A 6,293-nucleotide genomic window follows, 5' to 3' on the forward strand; every position below is an offset into this window, starting at 1 on the left:
CCCAAACCTGTTGCCCCCCCGTTGCGGGTTGGGTTGCTCTACACCCCCCCCCCCCCCCCCCGGGGGGGGCGGCGGGGGCCGCCCCCCCCCCCCCCCCCCCCGCCCCCCGGCCCGAGCCCGCCCCCCCACGAACCGAGGAGACCTTCTTGCCGTCCACCTTGCCGTCCACCTTGCCGTCCACCGCGCTGCGCAGGACCTCGATGGCCCTCGCCACCACCGCCCTCACCCTCGCGGGCCTCGCCGTGAACGCCGGCGTCGCCAACGCCAGCGGCCCCGGCGACGGTTGCGACTACAGCACCACCGTCAGCCATGCCCAGTACCTCTACCTCGGCGACACCTATGTCGGCCGGGTCGACCTGGTCTACTCCCCCTCCTGCCGCCGCACCGCCGCCCACTTCAAGGGAGCCACCGCCTGGATGAACACCAGCGGCGCGTCGGTCGAACTCCAGGTCATCGACCACGCCCCCGACGGGTCGACGCTGAGCCTCCAGGGCGACCGAGTGTCCACGAACGCCCACAGCGACAACTACTCCAACGGCGTCGGCATCGACCAGGGCTACCGGCTCTTCAGCGCGGTGGCCACACTCAGCAACGGCTGCGTCATCTACAGCGATGAGCACAACTTCAACACCGGCGCCAACTCCGGCACGAGCAACAGCACGTACCACTGCTGACCCGCGCCACGGGCAGACGGCAAACCCCCTCACCCCGCTGCACGCAAGCGGCACGCGAGCCCCGAGAGGCCTAGGCAACGAAGAAGGCCCAGGTCGCTGACTTGGGCCTTCTTGCAGAGCGGATGACGTGACTGGCACGTCGTGGCACGTCCGCTGACCGGCCTCATTGAAGGCGGGGGTTGGGTGAGAGCGCTACGCCGAGAGCCGCAACAAGACTTCTCGGCGGCCGGCAGGGTCTGTCACGATGTAGTCGACCACGGCTTGCCAGACCTCAGGGCGCGCTAGCTGTCGAACCACTGCCTCGGCCGGCATGGCACTGGCTTGGTTCGGGATCTGCCGGGAGCCGATTGCGGATCGGTACTCACTCGCCGTCACCCGCTTCAGACCTTGGTCGGCTGCGGTGTCGATCATCGACCGAAGAGCGTCCCAGCGTTGGTGATCAGGCATGCCAGACCTCGAATAGTCGCAGGCCGCTTCCCTCAAGACGGAGTAGGAGACCTGGACATTGGCGAAGATGCGCGCGCGCATGTCGGGGCTGAACCACCGGGCAAGCGCCACGTACTCCCTTGCCCTGGCTACTGGCAGACCGTAGCGGGTGGCTGCACGTTTGAAGGCGCTCGAACGGCAAGCCGTATCACTGGGAAACTGAACGAGCAGCGCGTCACCCACCTCGATGCGACCTGCGGCATCCAGGTCGCCAGCGGGGGCGGGGCTAGCCGGTTCAGGGAAGAGTGCGGACATGCAACTTTCATAGCGGCTCTTCCGTGGCCGTGTGGTCTATGGGGTGCCGATCACCCGCATGGGTTGCGGGGCGCGACACGGTCCGTACGGCCGCCACCCACGTCGTGTGGGATGGGACGATTCCCGCAGCGCGGCATGCCGGGGTCTTCGCGCGCCGACTGGTGGTCGCCGACGGCTAGCGCCCCGACCGTTACGACCGGTGGGTGGGCGTCAGCGGGCCAGCATGGCCAGCACGGAGGCGTCCGAGTGGGTGTCATAGGACGACGGCGCGGCGGAGTCCCACTCGTCGAAGGTGAGGAGCGTCAGCACGGCGCCGCGCTGGACGACGTAGACGTGGTTGGTCTGGGGGCCGGGCGCCGAGGTCCCCGCGACCCCGGTCCAACGGCGCGACCACGCACGACCGTTGTCGGTGGTGGCCGTCTGCTGGACTGCGGCGTCGGGGGCCACCCCGTACTGCTTCTGCAGTGCCTGGCTGCTCTGGGCACAGGAGTTCATGCCGTCGAGGACCTTCTGGTACGCGGTCTTGGCCGCTGCCTCGTCCTTGAACGACAGGGAGTTCTGGGTGGCCGGGGTCTTGTGCGAGCTGATGAAGCCCTGCTGCCGCCAGTTGGTGGCGCCCGGCACTGATGCGCACTCGTTGAGCTGGAAGTCCCGGGTCATCGGCTGGGTACGGGCCGGTCCCATCTCCTTCCACTTCTGCTGGGCGCTGTCCGGGAGCTGGGCGGGCTCCACCCGGTCCGCTTCGAGGGCCTCGACGACGAGACCGTCGCCCGTGGGCTGCTTCGACCCCTTGTCCTTGTCCTTGTCGTTGTCCGGGCTCTTGGCCGCGCCCTTGCCGGCCGTGGTGGACGGGCTCGGGGCGGAGGCAGTGGCGGGCTGCTCCGACGGCGCCTGTCCCGCAGGGGGCGCGGCAGGTGAGGCGCTGGCGCTCGCCGCGCCGGCCACCGTCGAGCTCGGCGGGGCGTCCGAGGCGTCGGCGTGCTGGGCCAGCCCGTAGACGGCGGCGGAGGCGGCGAGGACGCCCGCACTGGCGAGCATGGCGGTACGGACGCGACGGGGGGCGGCGGTGCGGGTCATGGCGGGTCTCCTGGAAGTGGGCAGGCCGAAGGGAGGCTCGGTGCGGGGGAAGGCGGGGGCGTGGGGCGCAGAAGGTGGTGTCAGCGATACGTCGCGGTGGCCTGGTAGCCGTGCCGGACGAGGGGCGCGCGAGCGGCGGCAAGGATGGCGTGCGCCTGGTCGAGGGCTGCGTCTTCGGACGCGGCCCGCAGGAAGAGGTAGATGTCCATGCCCTCGTCGGAGGCTTTGGCCCGCAGGTGCTCCAGGCCGTGGATCGGGGCGGTGCGCGCCCAGATCAGATCGGAGACGAGAGCGAGCATGTGCTCCTGGGCGGGACCTTGGTCAGTCCCGGCGAACGAGGCGCGGACGATACGCATCAGGGTTGGTCCCAGTTGAGGCTGTTGGTGCCGGCCATCGGGGCGGTGTCCCAGTGGATGCCGCCCGGACTGACGGCGGTGATCTTGGGGCTCCCGTCGGTGACGCGGCCGAGGCGGTCGTGTCGGTCGTGGCGGCTCCGGCGCAGACCAGGGCGGAGAGGGCGGCGGCAGCGGTGATGCGGGCGGTGCGGGACATGGGATCCCCCTTGGATCGAAGGTCGTGAAGCGGGTGCGGGTGACCGCCCTGCGCGCTGCTCCGGATCGTCCTTGCGGCTCTGGCCTGAGTCGGGGACTCTCGCCCCCGCCGTTCCGGTGATCACCATGTTGCTGTGCCCCCGACCTGCGCAGAAGGGTTTTCGGATGGCACCAAGACGCCTGTCACCTTGGTGCCACTAGTGGCTTACGATCACGGAATCGGCCGCCGGCGTGCGCGGTCACATCAGCTGGGGGGCTGGGATGCTGCAATCGTTGGGGCTGGCACCGGACGTGGAAGCCGTGTACCGGGGGATGCTGGCGGACCCGTCGGGGGGTGTCGCGGAGCTGTGCGTACGTATCGGTCTCGCCGAGACGCAGGTGCGGGACGGTCTGGACTAGCTCGTCGACCTCGGCCTGCTGAGGCCGTCGCGGGACAGCCCCGGTGCGCTGCGCGCAGTGAGTCCCGATCTGGGTCTGGAACTGCTGCTACGCCGCCAGGAGGAGGATCTGGCCCGGCGCCAGGAGGAGCTGGCTCGCAGCAAGGCGGCCGCCGCCCGGGCCGTCTCCGAGTTCGTGGAGCTCCGCCCGAACACGGAGGTCGACGGAGCGGAACGGCTGGTGGGCATGGACGCCATCCAGAACAGACTCGAAGAGCTCGCCCACGGGCTGACGCGGGAGTGCGTGGCGATCCTGCCCGGCGGCGCGATGTCCGAGGCCAGCATGGAGGCGTCGCGCCCGCTCGACCAGCGCGTCCTGAGCCGCGGCATCGAGATGCGCTCGATCTATCAGGACAGCACCCGCAATGATCCGAAAACGCTCGCCTACGCCCGGTGGCTGACGGAAGAGGGCGGCCAGGTGCGCACGAGCCCGCTGCTGCCTCCCCGCCTGCTGATCTTCGACCGCAGCGTGGCGGTCGTCCCGATCGACCCCGCCAACTCCCGCCTGGGCGCGCTGTGCACCAGAGCGCCCGGCATCGTGGCGTCGCTCCTGACCTTGTTCGAGCAGACCTGGGACTCTGCCGTCCCCCTCGGCGCGGACCGCCCCCGCCCCACCGACTCCACCCCCACGGCGGGTGAACTCGAACTTCTCAAACTCCTGGCCTCGGGAATGACCGACGAGGCAGCCGGCAAACGCCTCGGGGTGTCCCTGCGCACCGTCCGGCGCCAGATGTCGGCACTGATGGAACGCCTCCACGCCACCAGCCGCTTCGAGGCCGGCCTGAAGGCAGCGCAGCAGGGCTGGCTCTGAGCGGGCCGAACGACACAGGACGGCGGACGACTGTCGGACGGCGGACGGCGGACGGCGAGCGCCGGGGCAGGCGGACGGGGAACCGCGTCGCCGCGCCCTGCCTGCGTGGTGCATGTGGTGCGCCAAAGGGACTCCGGCTAGGACATCCGCGGGAGTTGGGGCACGCGGAGGGCACGGCAGACCCTGAGAGGTCTGGGCAACGAAGAAGGCCCAGGTCGCTGACCTGGGCCTTCTTGCAAGAGCGGATGACGGGAATCGAACCCGCGCTATAAGCTTGGGAAGCTCATGTTCTACCATTAAACTACATCCGCGCAGCGGTCCAGTTGCCTGGATCCGTATCGTTCCTCACCCTACCCCATGATCGACCCCTGGTGAATTCACCCGGGGGGCGTGCCTGCGTGTGTGGTGCACGGGGGGTCGTGGGGGCGGGAGTTGGGGCGTACCTTGTGAGTGCGGAGCGGCGGCTGGAGTGGGTCTTGTTCATCCCCTAATGTGGCGATTCGTCGCAGTACGGCTGGTTGGGGAAAGGGACTCGATGGAGCACACCGTCGTCCGTTGTGCCGAAGGGCACGTGTTCAGCACCGCTTCGTTCCCGCTGCAGCACCTCGGTGCCGGCCGGATCGGGCCGGGGCGGCTGTTGCGGTGTCCGCGTTGCGCGCGGCTGAGGCACGCCGTCCCCGTGGGTGGCGGCGCTGCCAAGCGGTAGCGGTAGCAGTAGACGTTTCCCGGCGCGCGGGGTCGCCTCGATTGGGGCGGTCCGCGCGCTCTGCGTATCCTCGGGACGTGCTTCTCTCTGACAAAGACATCCGGGCCGAGATCGACAGCGGACGGGTTCGCATCGACCCATTCGAAGAGTCGATGGTGCAGCCCTCCAGCATCGATGTACGTCTCGACCGGTTCTTCCGGGTGTTCGAGAACCACCGCTACGCCCACATCGACCCCGCCACCGAGCAGCCGGATCTGACCCGGATGGTCGAGCCGGAGGGGGACGAGGCGTTCATCCTCCACCCGGGTGAGTTCGTGCTCGCCTCGACGTACGAGGTCATCTCGCTGCCCGAGGACATTGCCTCCAGACTGGAGGGGAAGTCCAGTCTCGGCCGGCTGGGGCTGGTGACGCATTCGACCGCCGGGTTCATCGACCCGGGCTTCTCCGGGCACGTGACCCTGGAGCTGTCGAACCTCGCCACGCTGCCGATCAAGCTCTGGCCGGGTATGAAGATCGGGCAGCTGTGCCTGTTCCGGCTCAGCTCGCCCGCCGAGTTCCCGTACGGGAGCGAGCGGTACGAGTCCAGGTACCAGGGGCAGCGCGGACCGACCGCCTCGCGCTCCTTCCAGAACTTCCACCGAACCCAGGTGAGGCACGAGGCATGAGCAACGGAGTACGCGAGAACCTTGACTACGAGGGGTTCGGGCGCGCCGTGCGCGAGCTGGCGCAGACCATCGCCGACGACGGCTACGAGCCCGACATCATCCTGAGCATCGCCCGGGGCGGCGTCTTCGTCGCCGGCGGGCTGGCGTACGCCCTGGACTGCAAGAACATTCACCTGGTGAATGTCGAGTTCTACACCGGGGTCGGCACCACGCTGGAGATGCCGGTCATGCTGGCACCCGTACCGGACGCGATCGACTTCTCCAACAAGAAGGTCCTGATCGCCGACGACGTCGCCGACACCGGCAAGACCCTGAAGCTGGTGCACGACTTCTGCCTCGGCGCCGTGGCCGAGGTCCGGTCCGCCGTGATCTACGAGAAGTCGCACTCGCTCGTGAAGTGCGAGTACGTGTGGAAGAAGACCGACGAGTGGGTCAACTTCCCCTGGTCGGTCGAACCGCCCGTCGTGAAGCGTGAGGGTCAGGTCCTCGACGCCTGAGCGGTGAGAGCCGTGAGAGCGGTGAGAGTGTGGAGGGGGGGCGCGGCGGGGGGGGCGGGGGGGCGGCGCCCCGCCGCGCGGGGAGGGGGGTGGGGGGGGGGAGTCGGACGCCCCCCCGAGGATATAGACAACAC

At 69.3% G+C, this 6,293-nt stretch carries 8 protein-coding genes and 1 tRNA gene; 5 read left to right on the top strand and 4 right to left on the bottom strand.

Annotated features, from left to right (window positions below):
* The first annotated feature begins 146 nt into the window (after positions 1-146).
* Positions 147-674, top strand: a complete 528-nt coding sequence (locus ACFXDJ_RS10335) for a hypothetical protein (RefSeq protein ID WP_384661595.1) — start codon at positions 147-149, stop codon at positions 672-674.
* Between the two features lie 192 nt (positions 675-866).
* Here ACFXDJ_RS10335 and ACFXDJ_RS10340 read toward each other — a convergent pair whose 3' ends face one another.
* From ACFXDJ_RS10340 to ACFXDJ_RS10350, 3 genes are all read right to left on the bottom strand, one after another.
* Complete coding sequence (locus ACFXDJ_RS10340) at positions 867-1,415, bottom strand: hypothetical protein (RefSeq protein WP_384848787.1); 549 nt, start codon at positions 1,413-1,415, stop codon at positions 867-869.
* A gap of 210 nt (positions 1,416-1,625) precedes the next feature.
* Positions 1,626-2,492: a hypothetical protein gene (locus tag ACFXDJ_RS10345; RefSeq protein ID WP_384848790.1), complete on the bottom strand. Its 867-nt coding sequence runs from the start codon at positions 2,490-2,492 to the stop codon at positions 1,626-1,628.
* Positions 2,493-2,572: 80 nt separating this feature from the next.
* On the bottom strand, positions 2,573-2,848 hold the full coding sequence (locus ACFXDJ_RS10350) for a hypothetical protein (RefSeq protein WP_384661604.1): 276 nt from the start codon (positions 2,846-2,848) through the stop codon (positions 2,573-2,575).
* Between the two features lie 456 nt (positions 2,849-3,304).
* Between ACFXDJ_RS10350 and ACFXDJ_RS10355 the strand changes: the two genes are divergently transcribed.
* Both ACFXDJ_RS10355 and ACFXDJ_RS10360 read left to right on the top strand, forming a co-directional pair.
* Positions 3,305-3,442 carry a hypothetical protein gene (locus ACFXDJ_RS10355; RefSeq protein WP_384848793.1) on the top strand — a complete coding sequence of 46 codons (138 nt, stop codon included), beginning with the start codon at positions 3,305-3,307 and terminating at the stop codon, positions 3,440-3,442.
* Positions 3,443-3,499: 57 nt separating this feature from the next.
* Positions 3,500-4,291, top strand: a complete 792-nt coding sequence (locus ACFXDJ_RS10360) for a LuxR C-terminal-related transcriptional regulator (protein ID WP_384848796.1) — start codon at positions 3,500-3,502, stop codon at positions 4,289-4,291.
* 240 nt (positions 4,292-4,531) lie between these two features.
* On the opposite strand, the gene ACFXDJ_RS10365 is transcribed toward ACFXDJ_RS10360, so the two are convergent.
* Positions 4,532-4,602, bottom strand: a tRNA-Gly gene (locus ACFXDJ_RS10365).
* A gap of 472 nt (positions 4,603-5,074) precedes the next feature.
* Here ACFXDJ_RS10365 and dcd point away from each other — a divergent pair.
* Complete coding sequence (gene dcd, locus ACFXDJ_RS10370) at positions 5,075-5,662, top strand: dCTP deaminase (RefSeq protein WP_371617063.1); 588 nt, start codon at positions 5,075-5,077, stop codon at positions 5,660-5,662.
* Positions 5,659-6,159 carry a phosphoribosyltransferase gene (locus tag ACFXDJ_RS10375; protein WP_384661613.1) on the top strand — a complete coding sequence of 167 codons (501 nt, stop codon included), beginning with the start codon at positions 5,659-5,661 and terminating at the stop codon, positions 6,157-6,159. Before dcd ends, ACFXDJ_RS10375 begins: the two co-directional genes overlap by 4 nt.
* The last annotated feature ends 134 nt before the right edge of the window (positions 6,160-6,293 follow it).

Source organism: Streptomyces sp. NPDC059443, from assembly GCF_042750105.1.
Taxonomy (GTDB): Bacteria; Actinomycetota; Actinomycetes; order Streptomycetales; family Streptomycetaceae; genus Streptomyces.